Here is a 20,644-nt window from a genome sequence, read left to right on the forward strand (position 1 = left end):
CCTTTGTTAACTTAGCTTTGCAAACTGCGGTATTGCTGTGAATCGCCTAATAAGCGGATCCCCAGCATACTGCCGCACAGAGAGAGCAGGAAACCGCCAACCAGCGGCAGAGCAATCCACAGCGGCCATTGTGGTTGCCACGGAAAATCAAACACCCGGGTCTGCAACTGCCACAGGGCGATTTCAGCACCCAGAGCCGCGACAACGCCCGCCATCGCGCCCAGCAATGCAAATTCACACCACAGAGTGCGCCGTAACAGACGTTTTCCCGCTCCCAGCGTGCGGTACACAACCAGCTCTGTTCTGCGTTGAGCCATTCCGACCTGGATTTGTGCCAGCAACAGCAAAACGCCGCAAATCAGTACCAGCACAACCATGGCTTCCAGCGCACGGCTGACCTGCGCCAAAATAGTCTGGATCTGTTTGAGCATCGCGCCGGTATCAAAAATACTAATGGACGGATACTGACGATTCATTGCCGTGATTAATCCGTCATTACCTTCATAATGAAAACTGGTCAGCCACATCGCAGACTGATTTTGCAAAGATGACTGATTGAAGATAAAGAAGAAATTAGGACGCATACTTTCCCAGTCCACCTGACGGATACTGCTGACCGTGGCGGTGAATGGTTGTGTATCACCGACAAACGTCAGGGTATCCCCCACTTTCAGCCCGAGCTGTTTCACTACTTCCATCTCAATGGAAACTTCCCCGGGCTTCGGCGGCCAGGTGCCGTCCGCCAGTTCATTCATCGGCGGTAATTTATCCTGCCAGGTGAGGCTCAGTTCGCGGCGGACAGTGTTGTTGCCGGGATCGCGTGCATCAGCCCACGCCAGCGCAGTTTCACCGTTGATGCCGGACAACCGTGCCAGCACAACCGGGTAATATTCTGTCGGTGTCACATTATGCTTCGCAAGCAACTGATTGACCGGTTCAATTTGTGCCTGAGTCATATTCACCAGGAAATAATTGGGCGTGTCCGGCGGCATCTGCTCCTGCCAGCGCCCGATCAGATCCCCGCGCACCATCACCAGCAATCCCAGCAACATAAAAGAGAGCGCAAATGCGCCGGTCTGCACCAGCGTCTGACCCGGCTGGCGCAGTAAGCGCCGGATAGCCAGTTGCAGGCTTAATTGCCGGAACGGAATTTTTGCCAGCAGCCACAAACCACCGTAGCCCACCACCGCAAGCAATGCGGCGATCAGCACCACTCCTGATAACACCGCCCAGAGCAGCACAGAGGCGTTAGTCAGCACAGCCAGCCCGCCGGCAACAATCACCGCTACCAGCGGTAAATACCAGCGCAGAGGCCAGACAGGGGCGATAACATCATTGCGCAGCACACGCGTCGGTTGTGTCAGCATCAGCTGGCGGTAAGGACGCGCGCCGACCAGCACAGTGATCGCCAGCAGTGTCAGCAGCGCCCAGATCCACGGCCACCAGCCCGGAGCGGGCAGTTCTTTCGGCAACAACGGTGCGAGCAGGCTCATCAATACAACATCAAACATCAGCCCGAGCAGGGATCCGGCGACCATTGCTGCCGCCATCAGTACCGCCCATTGTCCGATAACCCAATAGCGCAACTCGCGACGGCCTGCACCGAGTGTTTTGAGCACCGCGATCAACGTGTGACGACTGCGGCAATAGTGCGACATCGCCACAGCAACCGCCGCAATCGCCAGTAACAGTGTCAGCAAAGAGGAGAGTACGAGGAACTGCTGCGCGCGATCAATCGATTTCGCCAGCGCCCCGCCCTCCTGATCCAGTGTCATCCAGCGCTGATCGATGCGCAGAGCATCTTTAAATTTTTCCTGAAACGCAGCCACTGCATCAGGTTCACCGGCAAACATATCACGGTACGTCAGGCGGCTGCCGGGCTGTACCGCACCGGTCGCGTCCACATCATTCAGATGAATAAGAACGCGGGGTGCCATCTGAAACGGATTAAACCCACTGTCCGGCTCCTGAACCAGAAAACCGGCTATGTTCAGATCGGTATCCCCGACTTCCAGCTTATCGCCCGGTTTCACTGAAAGCAGTTCTGCCAGACGCGGCGCTATCAAAATCTCACCGGGCTTCGGTTTCAGTCCCGGTGGATCAGTTTCTAATTCGCCGTAAAGAGGATAGGCATCATCTGCGGCTTTGACATACACCAGTTGCGGCACATCATTGGCAAACACCATGGTGTTAAAGCTCATCTGCTGACTCAGATGCAGCCCGCTTTTCTGTGCGGCGGCAAGCCAGGCTGTTTCCGGCGGGTGAGAGCCGCGCAGAACCAGATCACCCGCAAGATAATCACGGCTCTGATAATTAACACTTTGATTAATGCGATCCCCTGCCCGCCCGAGCGCCAGCACACACGCCACAGCCAGAGTCAGAGAGAGCCAGACCACCAGCAGAGACGGCGTGCGCCATTCCCGCCAGAACCAGCGCCAGATCATGCCAGTTCCTCCAGTTTGCCGTCTGCAAGTTTTAACCGCCGCTGACAGCGTGACGCCAGGGTCAGGTCATGAGTGACTAAAATCAGTGTTGTACCGTGGTCACGGTTCAGGGAAAAAAGCAAATCTGCTATTTTTTCGCCGGTTTGGCGATCAAGATTACCGGTTGGTTCATCGGCAAAAAGAATTTTCGGGCGCGTGGAAAAGGCGCGGGCAATCGCAACACGCTGCTGTTCACCGCCTGAGAGTTGCGCAGGCATGTGCTTCAGGCGCTTATCCAGACCCAGCTGCGTGAGCAGACGTACGGCATTTTCCCGCGAGGCAGATTCTGATTCACCGCGCAGCAACGCAGGCAGTTGAACATTTTCCAGCGCATTCAGTGTGGGGATCAGCATAAAGGACTGAAAAACAAACCCGACATCCTGCGCGCGCAGTTTTGCCCGCGCTTCTTCATCCAGTTGCGGCAGAGAGTGCCCGAGGAGAGTTACCTCGCCGGACGTGCCATCATCAAGCCCTGCGATGATCCCGAGCAGGGTCGATTTCCCCGAACCGGACTCGCCGACCAATGCAAGTGTATCCTGAGACTCGACAACTAATTCAACACCCTGCAATATAGTGATCTCATTTTCATCCTGACCGACGCGCTTAATAAGATGATGAACTTCAAGAATACGCTCCAACGCCATCTTTGTTTCCTTTTTTTGCTGCTGTTCAGCGGGAATGTTTTTGCCGCCGGAACGTTACTGATTCTGGGTGACAGCCTGAGTGCCGGTTATCGTCTGCCTGCCGAACAGGCATGGGCGACACAACTGGGGCAACGCTGGCAACAAGCCGGGAACGGTATCACACTGATAAACGGCAGTATCAGCGGCAATACCGCAGCACAGGGGCTTGCCCGCCTGCCCGCACTGCTGGAACAACACAAGCCGCAATGGGTATTGATTGAACTGGGTGCCAATGACGGCCTGCGCGGTCTGCCGGTCACACAAACCCGTGACGACCTTCAGACTATTATTAATACTGTCAACGCCGCCGGGGCAAAGCCGTTACTGATGCAGATCCGCATTCCGCCCAATTACGGCAAGCGCTACACCGAGCGGTTTTCGGCGATTTATCCGGCACTTGCCGCAGATAATGCCATCCCGCTGATCCCGTTTTATATGGAAGCTGTCGTGACAAATCCACAATGGATACAAGATGACGGAATACACCCGAATGAAACCGCGCAGCCCTATATTACAGACTGGATGGACAAAACATTGCTGCCTTATTTACACTAAGGTCGCCGGACTATCCTAAATGATTTGTTTAGAGTATATAAGCAGTTAAACAGGTAAAGAAATGCAAAAAGCTGTTTTGATCACCGGGTGCTCCAGCGGAATCGGGCTGTGCGCCGCTAAAACACTGAAACGACGGGGATACCGCATCCTTGCTGCCTGCCGCAAACCGGCTGATTTAGCCGAAATGACCCGCCTCGGATTTGAGCCGGTGGCGTTGGATCTGGACTCCCCCGAAAGTGTTGCCCGCGCGGCACAGACTGTGCTGACATTAACAAACAATCGTTTGTATGGTTTATTTAACAATGCCGGCTTCGGATTATACGGTCAGATAGAGACTATCAGCCGCACTGACCTGGAAAAACAATTTTCCGCTAATCTGTTCGGCACGCATCAGTTAACCTGTCTGCTGCTGCCCGCGATGAAACAGGCCGGGGAAGGCCGGATAATCCAGACCAGTTCGGTTATGGGGTTAATATCCACACCCGGACGCGGCGCATACGCCGCCAGCAAATATGCTCTGGAAGCCTGGTCTGATGCGCTGCGCATGGAGCTTACCGGTACAGGTATTTGTGTCAGCCTGATTGAACCGGGCCCCATAGCCACGCGCTTTACTGACAATGTCACACAAACTCAGCAGGATAAACCGGTAAAAAATCCGGGAATTGCACGGTTTTTTACCGGAAAACCGGAAGATGTGGTCGGCAAAGTTATTCATGCCCTGGAGCACCGCCGCCCGAAAATGCGCTATCCTGTAACAGGGCTGACTGTCATTGTTATGTGGCTTAAACGTTTATTGCCACAACGGCTGATGGATAAAATACTGAATAAAAAGCCGCCTGCCGCTTGAAATGCAGCGCAGCGCCCAGATGTTAACTTTAAGTCCGCCAATTTATTAAGAGAATGAATATGTTATCAAACACGAATAACACACATAACGCACACAGCACTGACGTTAACGAAAGCAACCTGCGCCAGGTTATTGAAGCCTCCATGCAGGTGCCGGTTGTCTTTTTCTTTCATTCCCCGCAATCACCGCAATGTCAGGAATTGGGTGCCACTCTGGAAAAAATCGCGGCTGAATATGCCGGAATGATGATCCTTGCCAGAGTGAACTGCGATACCGAACAGATGATTGCATCCCAATTTGGGCTGCGTGCCGTACCAACAACCTATTTATTCAGTCAGGGGCAACCGGCTGACGGATTTGAAGGACCGCAGAGTGAAGAAACTGTCCGTACATTTTTAGCTAAATTCCTGCCAAATGAATCAGAAATAAAAGCAGGCCAGGCAATTGAACTGATTGAGGCGGGCGATTTTCAGGCGGCTTTACCGCTGCTGCGGGAAGCGCGTCAGCTTGATGAGCGCAACAGTGAAATCACGCTGCTGCTGGTGCAGACATTACTGGAAGTCAATCTTTCGGAAGAAGCTGAAAAAGTATTGAAGTCTGTCCCGATTCAGGATCAGGATACACGTTATCATAGCTTCTTATCTCAAATTGAATTACAAAAACAAGCGGCGGATACCCCTGAGATTCAGGAACTGCAAACCGCATTTGCCGCTGATGCTGAAAATGCGGAACTCGCCGTACAACTGGCGCTGAAACTGCATGAAGTTCATCGTAATGATGAAGCTCTGCCTCTGTTATTCAGCTTCCTGAAACGTGATTTGGGCGCTGCGGAAGGTCGTGTGCGTAAAACGATGATGGATATTATGGCGGCAATGGGTACGGCGGATAGTACTGCCGCATCTTATCGCCGTAAGCTATACTCATTACTCTACTAATTAATTACATCACCCTACCCGACGTCATTCAGGATGCAGCCAACAAACCTGCGGTTTGAATGAATAAGGGCATAAATTAATTAACTGACTCATTACTGATAAGGATTTTGGCTCATGGATTTGTTCTCGCTGGGTTTTGTCCCGATTATTATTTTAATCGCCGTGATTATTGTAGCAACGGGCGTCAAAACCGTTCCGCAGGGCTTTCAATGGACTGTCGAGCGTTTCGGGCGTTATACCCGCACATTGCAGCCGGGTCTGCATATTATTGTCCCGTTTATGGATCGCATCGGTCGTAAAATCAACATGATGGAACAAGTGCTTGATATTCCGTCACAGGAAGTTATTTCCCGCGATAACGCCAACGTAACTATCGATGCAGTCTGCTTTATTCAGGTTGTTGATCCGGTTCGTGCAGCTTATGAAGTCAGTAATCTGAATTTAGCTATCATCAACCTGACCATGACCAACTTCCGTACCGTGCTTGGCTCGATGGAGCTGGATGAAATGCTGTCTCAGCGTGATTCTATCAACTCCCGCCTGCTGCATATTGTTGATGAAGCCACTAACCCGTGGGGGATTAAAATCACCCGTATTGAAATCCGTGACGTGCGTCCGCCGAAAGAACTGATTTCAGCGATGAACGCCCAGATGAAAGCAGAGCGAACCAAGCGTGCTGATATCCTGGAAGCGGAAGGTATTCGTCAGGCGGCTATCCTGAAAGCAGAGGGTGAGAAACAGTCTCAGATCCTCAAAGCTGAAGGTCTGCGCCAGTCAGCGTTCCTGGAAGCAGAAGCCCGTGAGCGTGGAGCAGAAGCGGAAGCCCGCGCAACTCAGATGGTTTCTGATGCAATTTCAAGCGGTGATATGCAGGCAATTAACTACTTTATCGCCCAGAAATATACCGATGCACTGGCTAAAATCGGTTCTGCTGACAACAGCAAAGTCATCATGATGCCACTTGAAGCCAGCAACCTGATGGGTGCTATCGGCGGCGTGGCAGAAATGTTTAATGTATCAAAAGATAAAAACAGTCAGGGTAAATCTGCATGATTGAACTGATCGCATCGCAGGCAATGTGGTTCTGGCTCTGTTTCGGCGGCGTTCTCCTGATCCTGGAGATGCTGGGAACCGGCGGTTACTTGTTGTGGAGCGGTGTGGCTGCGTTAGTTGTCGCGCTGCTGGTCTGGATGCTGCCGGGTCTGAGCTGGGAGTGGCAGGGAATTCTTTTTGCCGCCATGACGGTTGTGTGTGCAGTACTCTGGCGTAACTGGCAGCGCCGCCGTCAGCGCACTGATGACACCACTCCAAATCAGATGAACCATAAGCTTATCGGTCTGCGCTCACACCTGCTGACCGATACTGAAGATGGTTTCAGCCGCATCCGCCTCGCGGACGGCAGCTGGCGTATTCACAGTGTCACCCCGCTTCCTGCCGGTACAGAAGTGGAAGTGATCGCCGTTGATGGTATTACACTGACCGTCAGAGCCGTCAACCGGTAACGCAGCAATATCTTTGTCATATCTGAACGGCCTCTGTGAAAACAGAGGCCGTTTTTTTATCATCCGATGATTGCACTACAGTTGTCACTACGATAACATGCATTACAAACGTAATTACGCGAGGTACTCATGAGCACAATACAAATCAGAATTGATGATGAATTAAAAAAAGAGGCCTATCAGGTGCTTGAAAAAATGAATGTGTCGCCATCCGATGCACTGCGCTTGTTCTTACGTTATGTTGCAGAAAATAAAAAACTCCCCTTTTCTGAAGTCTCTGTTCTGGTCAGTGAAAACGACGAAGATGATGATATTTTATCCGTTGTCCGCGAGCGCCTGAAAACCCCGGGAAAGCGGATCAGAGTGAGTATTGATGAACTTTAATATTGATTTTGATGAACGCGCTCTGAAAGAATGGCAAAAATTAGATAAAACAATCAAAGAACAGTTTAAAAAGAAGCTAACTAAATTACAAAGTAATCCCTATATTGAATCTGCCCGTTTACATGGTGATTTAGCGGGTTGCTACAAAATTAAATTACGAGCGTCAGGATACCGTTTAATTTACCAGGTTATCGATGATGAAATAGTTATCTGGATTATTGCTGTAGGTAAGCGGGAAAAGAAAAAAGCATATGAATCAGCAAATAACCGGACAAAATAATAGCCTCTGTAAAAACAGAGGCTGTTTTTTTACTGACCAAATAATACAGTGACCCGATCTCCTGAATGCAGCCAACACAGTTGCAGAGCAAAGGATGACGCACACTAACTTATTCAGATATTACGCTAAATCATTCGTTTTGTGGCAAGGCGGTGAAGTGAAGATATCCCCGGGAGCATACATCAGTATGTGACCGGGGTAGCTGAACAAAGCCAACACAGCCACAGAGCGAAGGATGACGCGTATTTTAGGCACCTTTAAAACGGTAGCGCTCATTCACCGAATTCGTCAGATCCTGAAGAATAATATTAGTCAGTTTATCAGTGGTATTTAACGCATCCTGCATCACTTTGTTCTGGAAATCCTGCAATAGCTGTTTCGCTTTTGCCGGATCGGTTTTGTAGATGCTCAGATACTCTTTTTCCATTGCCTGCTGCTCTTTGGCAAACTGAGCTTCCTGCTTGCTGTATTCCGCCTGCACAATTTTCGAATATTTATTAAAATCGATCATTGCCAGTGTCTGTAATTTACGGAATTTCCAGTGTGCGGAAAGATTATCTGTTTCCGGCGACCCTATTGTATAGGCTTCCACATAGCTGTCTGGTCCGTAATAGACCGGAACATAAACAGAGAGTGTCGGCATACCGAATGCGATATAGCGGACATTACCAATCTCTTTAGGTAAGTCTTTGCGCACCTGTAAAATATGGGAATGCTGAGTTCTGAATACAGAAATAGGGCGTTTTGTTGTATCCGGATAGGTGGTTGCGTAAGGTGATGTACCTACATTTTCATAATGATTACGCAGACCGTTTTTAATATCTTCCAGACCCAGTTTTTTAGCCGGTTTTAAAAAGACAGGAAGATCATTGGATTTCACATCTTTAAAGTCAGTTTTCGTTTCAGGGTTATACATCTTCTGTAAGACTAATACGCGGGGATAGTTATAATAACCGTCGCTTTTCGCATTATCTTTTGTATACGCTTTCTTGAAATTAAATTCGCCGTCTTTCTTCGGATCATATAATCCGTTTTTTTCTGCAAAGGAAATCAGCGTCGGTGATGAAAGGTAATTATCTTTATCATTGATATCGAATTTTTCCAGACGACCCTGGTTTGCTGTTACATAATAGGTATTCGCAGGGATTTTAGCCGCCATCCACTGATGACCACTGCCGGTTTCTAAATACCAGATCCCGTCTTTATCGATAAAGGCGACACCAAACCCTTCACCCGCCCCTTTTTCTTCAATGATTTTACCTAAACGCATTACCCCTTCTTTTGCTGAAGAGACATACGGTAATACCACATCCGGAATAGCATCTTCAATAATCCCGGTATCCTCAAGATACGGGTCAATTTTTAAAGACGCGTCGTTGGCAAAAATAGTTTCTGTGGCGCTAATCCCGACACCGGCGTCATTAAACCCGTTAGAACTGAAACGGAACTGGCCTTTATCATTCCACTCCGGAATAGTGGTATAGCGCATTGCTTTTTCCGGCAGGGTATAAGTGAATTTATTTAAATTCGTTTTAAATTCTGTTTCTTTATTTACTTTTTCCTGATTCACCTGCAACACTTTCGGGTTTGCCGGGTTCATATCTTCATTACGGGCAATATATTGCGCGCCATCTGAAGAGGCATCTGCCCCGACAAAAATAGTGGTACATGCTGATGCATCAGTAATCACCAGAGCAACACCCACAGCCAGAGATAAAATACTACGTTTCATAGAAAAGACCTTCCATTGAGTTATGAATTGCGCTTACGGCTTACGTTATCCATTACCATATGAATTTTCTTTTACGCAGATCGCATAATACAAAGTCAATCACTGCCTTATTCATAAAACATGGTGTAATTCACTAAATTACACTTTAATTACGGATAACTGTTTTGGTTAAAAAATAAGGTTCTTTTTTTAGCGGGGGAATTGATCGGGAGAGGGAATGCAGAATATGAAACAAATAAAAAACATAGTTATCTGATTTCTGTTTTACTGATAACAATTAGTCTGTGTGTATGAATATCAGGATCATGCCCCCAACAAAAGTCACTCCAATATTCAAAAAATGATTCCGTATCGTGAATAATAAATAATGGTCTGTCCTGCTTCCCGTCATCTGAAACATAGACATAAAAACCGGCTCCCAGGGCCCAGGAGATCATAACTTCCCAAAAACGACGACCATCTCCGGTTTGTTCTTCATCTGTAATAACAATATGACAGGTGTCCAATAACCAACTGAAAAAACGCCTTGGTAAGTCAGCCACGGCAAATCTGTGTTTGTCAGCTGTAGTACGCCAGACTTTGATTTGCGTACACGTTGTTTTACCGGCAACAATGTCATTTCTGAAACGAAGTTCAACCACGTAAACCGTTTCAGGCACATCTCCGTCAGTAATCAATCTGTAGTGATGTTTTTCTATTGATTTAACAAAACGATACCCTTTATCTGCCGGATATCCGGGTAATATGAAATCCTGAACACCCGCTATCAGAAACTGCTTTGTTTGTTCATTATTCTCAGATGGCAAGTTCAGATTCCGGCTAAATCCGGCGGATGGAATAAGTTTTGGCATTATGGCGCTGGCCTGTTGTGATGATTTTTCTTTCTTCATATTAGCGCCCCATTACGTACAATTTATAAACACAGTATACACAGATATCACCTGATATCTCTTGTTATAAAAATTTCACTTTTCCTTAAACAATATGCTTTCTTATAACTTTTTATAAGAAAATAAAATTATATACATCAGTTAGTTATTTAATTAACACAAATAAATAATGACCGTCATATAAAAAAACGGCTCTTGCTGAATAGCAAAGAGCCGTTTGATTTTACAAAACAAAGACGGGCTTATTTCACCCGGCTTTCCACACTGCCATGCTCATCCGTGACAGAAATACCCACCGGGGATTTCCCGTTCAGCAATCCGTCCTTGACCGCACTGATAGCCTGACCAGCATTGAGCGGCAATTCGCCATGAACACGGGTGCCGGTGTTTTTCACCGCCACAGAGCGGGTTTCTGTCCGCCCGTTTGCCGCATCCGCGATGCCGTCAATTGCAGCTCCGGTGAGAACCGTACTGCCGCCGGTGCGCAAAGTGCCCTGCTCCCGGGCGGTCAGTCCGGATTGTTGTCCCACCTGCTCAACTGAGCGGGTTTCAAACGCACCTTTGATATTTCCGCTGGTTCCGGCAGGTGCCGTCAGTCCGGATTTTACTTTATCCGCCACAACACCCGCACCGGAACCGGCGCTGTCTCTGACAGAATCAGCGGCACTGTCCAATCCGCTTTCCAGGCTTGTTTTGATTTTATCCGCATACACAGGTGTTCCGGCATTGGCCAGTTTTGCCGTTGTGCTGCTGCTCTCCTCATTCGTATTATTGAGAGAAAGATCAACATCCATCTTTGTGACATTCTGCGTATTGGTCCGGCTCTCTATCACCAGATCCCCGCCGACACGCCCGCTGACATTATCCGCCGCAACATTTCCCCCGAGGATCTGAGTGTCGTTCCGGCTGTTCAGTGTCAGATTTTTGCTCTCAACAGACGCATTTTTCTGTGTCACTGTCCCGTCGTTGTCAATCCCGCCTTTCAGCCCGGCGCTGACATTATGTCGTGAGCCGGTTTCCGGGTTTTCCTTACTGCTGCTGGTGCCGATGTTCAGGTTTGCACCCGCATTCCAGTTGGCTTTATCTGAGGTTTTTTGAGCAGATTCAATGACAATACCGCCATCCCTTGCTGTCAGTGCGGTATTTTGCGCATCAATCTGAGTCCCTTTCAGATGCAGAGCATCACCGCGCATACCGTCTGCGGAAACAGACACTGTTCCTCCGCTGCGGATACTGCCGCCGCGCTGATCAGTTTGATTTTCTGCCTGTTTACTGACAGAGAAATCACCGCCGCCGCCAAGTTTGCTGCCGATGTCGGTATTACCGCCACTGCCCTGCACACCCGCGTGCCACTTATGACCGGCAACCGTATTTGTGCTCTCCGCACTGTTCAGATCAGTCCGGTGCCCGCTTTTTACCGTAATATCCCCGTCACTGTTCAGATCCGCACCTTTGAGTGTCAGGTCATTTCCGGCCTGCAGAACAACCCCTTTGCTGCCATCGATAAGCCCGGTTTTCGCCGTTGTACCGCTTTCGTTATACACTTCACGTCCGCCGCCAAGACCGCCGCCCGCATTTTTCATATTAACCGATTCAACATTCACCTTCGCGTTGGCATCAAATCCGTTAACTGTTTTGCTGTGGGTGTCATTGGCCTGATCCAGGGTCAGATTATCCCCTGCACGCAGCGCAACACTGCTTTCATCACTGCGCAATGTGCCGCCCTGCAAGGTGATATCGCGCCCGGCGTTAATCGTAATGCCCTCTTTTGCAGAGAGTGAACCTGTCACCGCATTGCTGCTGCTTTCTGAGGTAGCGTGGTTACGTCCGCGACCTTCTGCACTGACAGAAATATCCTGTCCGGTAGAGGTTGCTACACGCAGGCTGCCGGAGCCTTCTGCAACATTGGCTGACTCTTTATGGCTATCTGCCGCTGCGGCTGACAGATAATCGCCGGTATCGATCACAATACCGCCGTTATCTGCACGATATTGCGTACCTTCATCGCGGACACTATTCCCTGCCTTAATCTGCGTGGATCCGGACTGAATCGTGGTGGTCACCGCTTTGCTGTTCTGCGTAACGGTTTGACGGTTTTCACCTTTGCCACTCAGATCCACACCGATGTCCGGCAGCCCGACCGCACTTGTGCTGTCTGCAGCGGCAGCGATATTTCCTTGCGCCACTTTTTCACCGGCATTCACCAGCGGACGGGAAACTTTGCTGTAATCAAGCGAAATACCGAGATTACCTTCCCCGCCTTTGGTAGTTTCGGTGGTTTTATCACTGTTGTGCGCAGCCTGATGCACTACGGTATCAGCCGTTTCGGTATATTTCCCGCCGACTGAGTGTGCCGCACCTTCCTGGGTGATGGTATTTTTAGCAGTCAGCGTTAAATCGCCCTGTACCTGCGTGCCGGATGTTACTGCCTGATGTTTTTCCTGTTCCTGACGGGTGTCAGTATGACCCACGCTCAGCCCGCCGCCGATTTTATCGGCTCCTCCCGTGAGATAAATTCCGCCGTGCGTTTCCTTTTTCTGCTGAGTACGGGTATCGCTGTCGTCAGCGGCATTCAGGTGAATATTTTCTGCCGAAAGCGCAGCATCACCTTGTGTCGTTGTCAGAGAAGAACCGGTCAGTGAGATATCTTTTCCGGCGGTTGCCGTGACACTGCCGCCTTTCAGTTCACTTCCCTGATGCTGAACCGTCTCCTGTTTTTCAGTATCGGTGGTATGGCTGATATCCAGCCCGGCGCGATACTGTTTATCTTCCTGCTCCTTCGCATAGCCGCTGATTTTCAGTTCAGTCTCTGTTTTTTCAGACTGTTTTTTTGCCTGTGCCGCGCGGACATTAATATCACCGAGGGTATCAATGTGAAGCGCACCGGCACTTTCAATCAGGCTGCCCGCAATTGTAATGTCATTGTTGCCCGCCAGCCGCAGATCCGCATCTGATTTCAGCTCACTGCGCACAATGCGGGTATCTTCACTGTTTTCGCGCAGCGTGCTGCTGGTGATATTAAATGCACCACCATTACGATTATCAATATGTTGTGCCGTGCGGCTGGCACCGTTCTCTATCACCAGATTGCCGCGCCCGGTCTGTACCAGACTGTCCTGCGTGCCTTTTACTTTACTGCCGGTCACCACTACGGCGTTCCCGCCGGAAAGCAGAAGTTTACCACCGGCGGTAAATTCAGAACCCTGCGCAGCCTCTTCTGTGGTGGCGGTGTTTTTACGCTGCCCGCCGCCTATCCCGCCCCAGGAGGTGATATTGCTGGTGTGTCCCTCATGTTGCGTGGCGGTTTGCGTGCCAATGCGCAGGTCATTGCGGCTGTTCAGGATCATATCCTGCCCGGCCTGTGCCTTTGCGGCCTGTGCATTGATATCACTGCCTGCATTCAGCCCGAGGTTTCCGCCCGCACTCAGCTGCGTTCTGACAAGCTGCTCACGGGAGGTCACATCTGCCCATGTGCCGCTGTGCAGTTTTGCCGATTCATTGCGTTTATTGCCGGACACGGTTTGTGTGCGGGTATTTTTCACGCCCTGAAGATGAATACTGCCCGCTGCATCGGCGCTCAGATGATTGCCCGCGTCTGCGGTTGCCCCTTTCATCACAATATCACCGGTTTTAGCGGCAATACGGATATCACCGGCGGCACGGACAGCCGTGGTTTGCTGGTTTACACTCTCATCCTTACGGGTTTCATTATTCTCCCAGGACATTTTCCACTGATTATTCGTCCGGCTTTCTGATTGCGCGACCTGATCGCTGTCAAGGGTGACATCCGCGCCCTGAATAGTGACATTCTGCCCGGTCACATCGGTTCCGGTCAGTCGTGCATCCTGCTGAGCCACTAAGGTGATATTTTTACCGTCGAGTGTGGTGCGGGTATAACGGGCCTGGTTTGTGGTAGTTGTGACTGCCTGCCCGCTGCGTTTATCTTCTGTCTGGTGATGGTCACGGCGCAACTGACCTTCTGTGCGCAGCGAACCGCCGTTCAGGCTGATATCCCCGCCGGTTACCTGTGCCGCGGTCAGTGTCAGCGCGCCTTGTGCCTGTGCGTCAAAACCATTCACAGCTTCAATGGTTCCGGAGAGTTTCACACCACTGCCCTGCGCGGTATTCACCAGACGAATACGTCCTGCCTGCATACCACCCAGATAGTAACTGTCCAGCGGTACGGCATTTTTCCCGGCGGTGATCGTCTGCATATCGGCGGAGACAATATTGTTACCGGTGATCGCATTCAGTGTACCGGCACGGATCGCACCATCGGCATTAATCGCGGGCGCAACCAGATCCAGCACCCGCCCGGTGGCGATCCCTTTGTTGCCGATAGTCAGCTGATTATAATTATCCAGCGTGCTGTAGGCATTTAGCATCCCGTTTTCAATCAACGGATTACCGACCACCAGCGCCGCATTATTGGTATTGATAAATCCGCAGCCCTGACAACTGATCCCGTTAGGGTTCGCGAGGATCAGATCCGCTGCCATACCGACACTTCCTGCTGCCCCAGCAGCAGTGACGGATTGCGACTGATCACTTCATTGAGGATAACCCCGGCCGCCTGCCCGTTCAGGTGATTGTTTGCCTCCAGGCGTCCGGCGAGTTGTGATTGCCCGCCGTTCAGGGCGTTATTAAAGACCGCACCCTGATTATCCACATTAAAATCACGATATTGGTTATGTGACAGTCCGTTATTATTCGGTGCCACAATATTAATAATGTCTGTCCCGTTTACCTGAGAAACACCGGGTCCGTTCAGACCTGTATCCGCCACAATACCCACAGCAGCACTGTTAAAGGTGACAAACGCCAGCGCCATCCACGCGGCGACTTTTCCGGAAGAAGAGAGCTTAAATCGTTCTTTTTTCATATTATTTCCTTACCATCCAACGACAGACGAATGTGATCAGAACTGATATCCGAGACGCAGGGAAAATAACGTATCCTGCGCAGGGATTGCGGCGGCAGTTGTGCGGGCGCGGCTGATTTGCGCATCCAGCAGCGCTCCGCCGTAACTGAAATTGATACCCGCCGCAATCCCGGTGGCAGATTGCCATCCCGCATGTCCGGTCTGAGCCATCACCCGTCCGTAGTCCACACCGGCACGCGGCGTCACAGCGACGCCCTGCCGGACAAAACGGCGGGAAAGGGTATTTTGCCAGTACCACCCTTTATCCGCCGATAACGAGCCGTCGCCAAAACCCCTGACAGCATTGCTGCCTGACAGTGTCAGCCACTCCACACCCGGAAGGTTGTCCTGAGTGTACTGACCGGTCAGATTGCTACTGAGCAGGTACACATCACCCGACAGCGAAAAGCCCTGAATATAATTGAGCGAAAATTTACCTTTGGTATATTGCGGATCAGACCCCGGCAAGGTTTGCCGGGTATCGGCACCGAACAGTGTCGTGCCTTTCTCCGCCGAAATCGTGGTACTGATAACACCGCCCGGCACCATAAGCAGCCCGGTGTAACCGGCTTCCGCAATGCTCAGGGACGGGCTGCTGACGCCAATCAGTGTGTCGTTGATATAATTGCGGCTGCGTTTGTATGTGATTTGCGCCATCAGGGAGTCGATCCGGGTCTGGTTGCGGAAAATGGCATAATCTGCCCGCAGCGCAGCCTGCGCGCTGTCTCCGTTTAAAATAACCCGGTTATAACGCAGCGCCTGATCTATGCGGTAACCGGACAGACTGGCGTAAGTGCTGACGGTCAGTGCGCCGTAAGGAACGGAATAGAACAGCATCCCGGAGCGGCTGTAGCGGTTTTTCCGGTCATCTGTCGTGGTTGAGCCGTTCAGACTGAGAAAGTCAGATAACCCAGCCGGACTGTCTGCTGATGCTGTGGCGCGCACCTGACGCCGCCCGGTACTTTTCTGCCCGTAGTTATCCGCCGTAAGAGCGAGAGACAAAGGTGTGCCGCGCTGATTATTCAGAGACACAACCGAGCCGCCCGGCAGCTCCCCGGGAAGAATATCCATCGTGACATGATTGGATCGCAGGCGGTTTGCCTGATCCAGCCCCTGCTCCAGTTCGGTTATTTTCAGCGGTTTTCCGGTCAGTGACGGAAACAGCATCGCGGTATTGACCCCGCCGTCTGCGCCGTCGATCCGCTCAATAATGCCCTCGGTTACGCCGATCCCGATTTCCTGGTACGTATTGACCGGCAAAAACCGGATCCGCGCAGTGATATAACCTTTTGCCAGGTAACGCTCCATCAGCTCTGCAACCAGGATATTAATATCCCGGCTGCGGATACACTGTGCGGGCAAGGGGGAGAGCGAAGAGAGATCAGCCTGTGATAACAACGCTACCCCGGAAAGATACACACCGGTCACCGGCAGACAGTGATCATTTGCGGTTAATTGCAGAACAGACTCCGCCGCCGGTTTGGTATTCTGAGATTTATTAAGTTGCTGATAAGCCTGCTGTTCCAGCAGGTCATTGACCTGATGCGTGGTGTCCTGCAATGCGCGGCGCGAGGCATCAACGCCCGGATTGTCAGGCACGGAAGGAAAAGGGGCAGCAATAGCGGCCTGACAAAGTAATATCAGCAACACCGGTAATTTAGTCAATTCAGCTTACTTATCCCGCACTGTATTCACCGCCCGTTCCGGGCAGAGAACCCCGTGTCATCCGGCGTGGCACCGGATCGTAAAAAACACCGGGGTTTTATTAGTTATCGGCAGAAGTAAGTAAAACTTAACTGTTTCAGGTAAAAAAGGCGTCCGCCGGGACCGGCAGACGCACTGAAGAGAATATTACTTATGGCAGGTGGGTTTGCTGTGGCGGCAACCGCCGGACAGGTGGTCAATAATCGGACAATCCGCACTGTCATCACCCGGGCAGGATTCCGCCAGTTGCAGCAGGCGGTCACGGATAGCACTCAGTTCGGTAATGGTTTTTTCAATCTGCTTCACTTTACCCAGAGTAGCTGATTTCACATCTGCGGCATGGCGATTCGGATTACGAAACAGTGCCAGCAGTTCGCGGCACTCATCGAGAGTGAACCCCACTTCTTTCGCCTGACGCAGCAATGTCAGCTCATCCAGATGACGCTCACTGAAATAGCGGTAGCCGTTCTCACCCCGATCCGGGGGTGTTATCAAAGATTTATCTTCGTAAAAACGGATAGCTTTCGGCGTTAAACCCGTTTTTTGTGCAATATCACTGATATTCATAATTTCTCCTTGACCTTACCCTTGAAGGAAGGTTTACCATCATCTTAAATCAAAATTCCCATTCCCCCGAACGGAATTTTTTTCTCTGTCACCCCGGATTAAATACGGTGTGATGATGCGAAACAGTTAAGGAAAAAAAGATGGCTAATACGACTATTCTTGCATTACAGGGACTCACCTGTATGCATTGCGTCGGCAGTGTGAAAAAAGTGCTGGACGCCCGTCCGGATGTTGAATCCGCCGTTGTCACCCTTGAATTTGCCAAAGTCACCGGTGATGCAGATCCGCAATCGCTTATCAGCGCAATCGAAGATGCCGGCTATGAAGCACAGGTGGCAGAGCATCCCGGTACAATTTTGCAGCTTTCAGGGCTCAATTGTATGAAATGTGCAGCGAAAACGCAAAGTGCATTAGAAGCGGTTGAAGGTGTTGCCGCCGCCGTTGTCGATACCAAAGAAGCCAAAGTATATGGCAGCGCAGATGCGCAGCTGCTGATAAGTGCGGTGGAAGCCGCCGGTTTTCAGGCAGCGGTAGCAGGAGAAAACCAGCCCCCAAAAACTGAACCGCTGACACCGGTCACATCTTCGGATGAGACGGTGTCGGCGGCACATTGCGAGATCCCTGCCATCCCGGAGAACACCCCGGTAATGCCGGATATTTCAGATGACGATGAAAGCCTGTCGTTTTTGCTCGACGGCATGACCTGTGCCAGTTGTGTCAGTAAAGTGAATAAAGCCCTGCTCAGTGTGGACGGCGTGGAAAACGTCCGCGTTAATCTGGCAGAGCGCAGTGCGCTGGTCACCGGGCACGCTTCACCTGATGCGCTGGTCGCAGCGGTGGTGAAAGCCGGTTACGGCGCAGAACTGATTCAGGATGATATCAAGCGCCGTGAGCGTCAGCAGGAAGTGGCCGTCGCAAATATGAAACGCTTCCGCTGGCAGGCTATTGTGGCTCTGGCTGTGGGTGTTCCGGTGATGATCTGGGGTATGATCGGCGACAATATGATGCTGACACCCGCCAACAACGGGATTTGGCTCACCATTGGCGTGCTGACGCTGGCGGTGATGGTCACCGCAGGCGGGCATTTCTACCGCAGCGCCTGGCAATCACTGAAAAACCGCAGTGCGACAATGGATACCTTAGTCACACTCGGCACCGGGGCCGCCTGGCTTTACTCTATTACTGTCAATCTGTGGCCGGATGTCTTTCCGCCACAGGCACGTCATCTTTATTACGAAGCCAGTGCCATGATTATCGGTCTGATAAACCTGGGTCATATGCTGGAACAGCGCGCCCGTCAGCGCTCATCAAAAGCACTGGAGCGGCTTTTGGATCTGACCCCGCCGACCGCTCGCGTTGTCACGCCGGAAGGTGAGAGAGATCTGCCGCTGGCAGAGGTTCAGCCGGGTATGATCCTGCGTCTGACCACCGGTGACCGGGTGCCGGTCGATGGTGAGATAACACAGGGCGAAGTGTGGATGGATGAAGCCATGCTGACCGGAGAACCTGTCCCGCAGCAGAAAACTATTGGTGATTCAGTTTCCGCCGGAACAACCGTGCAGGACGGTACGGTACTGTTCCGGGCGGCAGCTGTCGGCAGCAAAACCACACTGGCGCGCATCATCAAACTGGTACGTCAGGCACAGAGCAGCAAACCGGAGATTGGTCAGTTAGCCGATAAAATCTCAGCGGTATTTGTGCCGGTTGTGGTGGTGATCGCGCTGATCGCCGGTGCCGTCTGGTATGTCTTTGGTCCTGCGCCGCAGATAACTTATGCATTAGTCATTATTACCACAGTGCTGATTATCGCCTGTCCGTGTGCGCTGGGTCTGGCAACACCGATGTCAATAATCTCCGGTGTCGGACGTGCGGCTGAGTTTGGCGTGCTGGTACGGGATGCAGATGCACTGCAACAGGCCAGTAACCTGGATACTATCGTTTTCGATAAAACCGGGACACTGACAGAGGGAATGCCGCAGGTTACTGATATTCATATTTTTAATGGTTACAGTGAAGAGGATGTACTGCGCTGGGCTGCCGCGCTGGAAAGCGGCTCCAATCACCCGCTGGCACGTGCTATTACCACACGGGCAAACGACCTCTCTGTACCGTCTGTCACGCAGTTCCGCACGCTCGCAGGTATGGGGATCAGCGGGGAGTCAGAAGGCCGGACTCTGCTGCTTGGTAACCATGCACTAATGAACGCACAGAATATCGCGACCACCGCACAAGCCGATGCACTGGTTCAGTCGCAGGCCGGTAAAGGCGTGACCCCGGTGATGCTGGCGGCAGACGGAAAAATCGCCGCTGTTCTCTCCATCCGCGACCCATTGCGGGAAGACAGTATCAGCGCCCTGGCGCGGCTGCGTAAACAGGGATACCGCCTGGTCATGCTGACCGGAGATAATGAAATCACCGCCCGGGCTATCGCAAAAGAAGCCGGTATTGATGACGTGATCGCCGGTGTGCTGCCGGACGGTAAATCCGCCGCAATTGAAAAATTGCAGCAGGCCGGACAGAGAGTGGCGATGGTCGGGGACGGCATTAATGATGCACCGGCACTGGCGCGTGCAGATGTGGGGATCGCCATGGGCGGCGGCAGTGATATCGCCATTGAAACCGCTGCGATAACCCTGATGCGCCACAGTTTGCATGGTGTGGCAGATGCCGTGGCTATCTCAAAAGGGACACTGCGCAATATGAAGCAGAACCTGCTGGGTGCCTTTGTGTATAACTCGCTGGGGATACCGATCGCGGCGGGGGTACTCTTTCCGTTCACCGGCACACTGCTCAACCCGGTGGTTGCGGGCGCGGCAATGGCGCTCTCTTCCATTACCGTGGTCAGTAATGCGAACCGGTTGCTGAGGTTTAAGCCTAAAGATTAATAACGATACCCTTATTCATTCAAACCGCAGGTTCGTTGGCTGCACTCAGCTAGCCGGGTCACATAGTTTACTATGCTCCCCGTCTAGCTTCCCTTGCCGCCTGCCTGCATCTTGAATGACTTTGGGTATATACCTTACTCATTCAAACCGCAGGTTCGTTGGCTGCATCTTGAATGACGTTGGGTATAAATTAATAAGGGAGTGAATTATTCACTTCCTTATTTTTTTCTTACTAATTAATCATATATTATTAATCAGGGTTGAAAATTTGTTGCG

The 20,644-nt window shown here is 51.1% G+C and carries 15 protein-coding genes and 1 pseudogene; 8 read left to right on the plus strand and 8 right to left on the minus strand.

Annotation, left to right across the window (positions count from 1 at the left end; genetic code table 11):
* Window positions 1-11: 11 nt before the first annotated feature.
* Window positions 12-2,444, minus strand: a complete 2,433-nt coding sequence (ybbP, locus tag AYY17_RS04110; protein WP_067421534.1) for a putative ABC transporter permease subunit YbbP — start codon at window positions 2,442-2,444, stop codon at window positions 12-14.
* Window positions 2,441-3,127, minus strand: coding sequence for a putative ABC transporter ATP-binding protein YbbA (gene ybbA / locus AYY17_RS04115; RefSeq protein WP_067421536.1), 687 nt, complete (start codon window positions 3,125-3,127; stop codon window positions 2,441-2,443). The genes ybbP and ybbA overlap by 4 nt, the downstream gene beginning before the upstream one ends.
* Here ybbA and tesA point away from each other — a divergent pair.
* From tesA to AYY17_RS04150, 7 genes are all read left to right on the plus strand, one after another.
* Window positions 3,095-3,721 (plus strand): multifunctional acyl-CoA thioesterase I/protease I/lysophospholipase L1, encoded by a 627-nt coding sequence (tesA, locus tag AYY17_RS04120; protein ID WP_067421537.1) that lies wholly within the window; start codon window positions 3,095-3,097, stop codon window positions 3,719-3,721. The two genes, ybbA and tesA, sit on opposite strands and share 33 nt — an antisense overlap.
* A gap of 61 nt (window positions 3,722-3,782) precedes the next feature.
* Window positions 3,783-4,568, plus strand: coding sequence for an SDR family oxidoreductase (locus AYY17_RS04125; protein ID WP_067421538.1), 786 nt, complete (start codon window positions 3,783-3,785; stop codon window positions 4,566-4,568).
* A 53-nt stretch (window positions 4,569-4,621) separates the two neighbouring features.
* Entirely contained in the window at window positions 4,622-5,503 is an 882-nt protein-coding gene (locus AYY17_RS04130; protein WP_067421540.1) for a thioredoxin family protein, read from the plus strand.
* A gap of 114 nt (window positions 5,504-5,617) precedes the next feature.
* On the plus strand, window positions 5,618-6,556 hold the full coding sequence (locus AYY17_RS04135; RefSeq protein WP_067421542.1) for an SPFH domain-containing protein: 939 nt from the start codon (window positions 5,618-5,620) through the stop codon (window positions 6,554-6,556).
* A complete protein-coding gene (locus tag AYY17_RS04140; protein WP_067421544.1) occupies window positions 6,553-7,005 on the plus strand; it encodes an NfeD family protein in 453 nt (150 codons plus the stop codon). Before AYY17_RS04135 ends, AYY17_RS04140 begins: the two co-directional genes overlap by 4 nt.
* A 129-nt stretch (window positions 7,006-7,134) precedes the next feature.
* Window positions 7,135-7,389 carry a type II toxin-antitoxin system RelB/DinJ family antitoxin gene (locus AYY17_RS04145; protein ID WP_067421545.1) on the plus strand — a complete coding sequence of 85 codons (255 nt, stop codon included), beginning with the start codon at window positions 7,135-7,137 and terminating at the stop codon, window positions 7,387-7,389.
* The gene (locus tag AYY17_RS04150; protein ID WP_067421547.1) at window positions 7,379-7,669 is read left to right on the plus strand and encodes a type II toxin-antitoxin system RelE family toxin; all 291 of its coding nucleotides are present in this window, start codon (window positions 7,379-7,381) and stop codon (window positions 7,667-7,669) included. The genes AYY17_RS04145 and AYY17_RS04150 overlap by 11 nt, the downstream gene beginning before the upstream one ends.
* 247 nt (window positions 7,670-7,916) lie before the next feature.
* Here the strand turns inward: AYY17_RS04150 and AYY17_RS04155 are convergent, their stop codons facing one another.
* The 6 genes and pseudogenes from AYY17_RS04155 to cueR all read right to left on the minus strand — a co-directional run bounded on the left by AYY17_RS04155 (window position 7,917) and on the right by cueR (window position 17,483).
* A complete protein-coding gene (locus AYY17_RS04155) occupies window positions 7,917-9,401 on the minus strand; it encodes a C69 family dipeptidase (RefSeq protein WP_067421548.1) in 1,485 nt (494 codons plus the stop codon).
* A gap of 248 nt (window positions 9,402-9,649) precedes the next feature.
* A complete protein-coding gene (locus tag AYY17_RS04160; RefSeq protein WP_067421549.1) occupies window positions 9,650-10,291 on the minus strand; it encodes a hypothetical protein in 642 nt (213 codons plus the stop codon).
* Window positions 10,292-10,533: 242 nt separating this feature from the next.
* Window positions 10,534-14,016 carry a hemagglutinin repeat-containing protein gene (locus AYY17_RS04165; RefSeq protein ID WP_412779006.1) on the minus strand — a complete coding sequence of 1,161 codons (3,483 nt, stop codon included), beginning with the start codon at window positions 14,014-14,016 and terminating at the stop codon, window positions 10,534-10,536.
* Between the two features lie 69 nt (window positions 14,017-14,085).
* Window positions 14,086-15,173: pseudogene (locus AYY17_RS22685) on the minus strand (filamentous hemagglutinin N-terminal domain-containing protein); the annotation flags it as partial.
* Window positions 15,174-15,209: 36 nt separating this feature from the next.
* The gene (locus tag AYY17_RS04170; protein ID WP_067421550.1) at window positions 15,210-16,877 is read right to left on the minus strand and encodes a ShlB/FhaC/HecB family hemolysin secretion/activation protein; all 1,668 of its coding nucleotides are present in this window, start codon (window positions 16,875-16,877) and stop codon (window positions 15,210-15,212) included.
* 186 nt (window positions 16,878-17,063) lie between these two features.
* Window positions 17,064-17,483 (minus strand): Cu(I)-responsive transcriptional regulator, encoded by a 420-nt coding sequence (gene cueR / locus AYY17_RS04175; protein ID WP_067421552.1) that lies wholly within the window; start codon window positions 17,481-17,483, stop codon window positions 17,064-17,066.
* 140 nt (window positions 17,484-17,623) lie between these two features.
* Between cueR and copA the strand changes: the two genes are divergently transcribed.
* Window positions 17,624-20,368 (plus strand): copper-exporting P-type ATPase CopA, encoded by a 2,745-nt coding sequence (copA, locus tag AYY17_RS04180; RefSeq protein WP_067421553.1) that lies wholly within the window; start codon window positions 17,624-17,626, stop codon window positions 20,366-20,368.
* Window positions 20,369-20,644: the final 276 nt, after the last annotated feature.

It is taken from the genome of Morganella psychrotolerans (assembly GCF_001676055.1).
GTDB lineage: Bacteria > Pseudomonadota > Gammaproteobacteria > Enterobacterales > Enterobacteriaceae > Morganella > Morganella psychrotolerans_B.